Below are 239 nucleotides of genomic sequence, written 5' to 3'. Positions count from 1 at the left end.
GCAGTGGTGATGGCCAGTACATTGAAGGTCGTGCTCGCGGTCAGGTTGCCTGTCGGGAGGTTGATCAGTCCACCTGTGCCTGCTACCGGAGAGCCGATCGCTATGTCACCAGCATCGTTGCGAAGCTGGTAAGTAACGCCAGCCTGGCTGCCGGCGATCTGAATATTGGTTGAAGTGCCGTAACAAACCGCCGATGCTGCTGTGGTTACAGCAAGACCCGTCGGAAGAGGGTTAACCGT

The 239-nt window shown here is 57.3% G+C and carries 1 protein-coding gene; it reads right to left on the bottom strand.

Features of this window, described 5'->3' with window-relative positions:
- Positions 1-239, bottom strand: a 239-nt coding sequence (locus tag KK083_RS32405; protein WP_254170309.1) for a hypothetical protein, incomplete at both ends; no start/stop codon positions are given.

The sequence above is a fragment of the Chryseosolibacter histidinae genome (genome assembly GCF_018598225.1).
GTDB classification, from domain to species: domain Bacteria; phylum Bacteroidota; class Bacteroidia; order Cytophagales; family Cyclobacteriaceae; genus Chryseosolibacter; species Chryseosolibacter histidini.
Note: the sequence above shows the minus strand (reverse complement) of the source record. Positions and strands in the feature narration are given on the sequence as shown.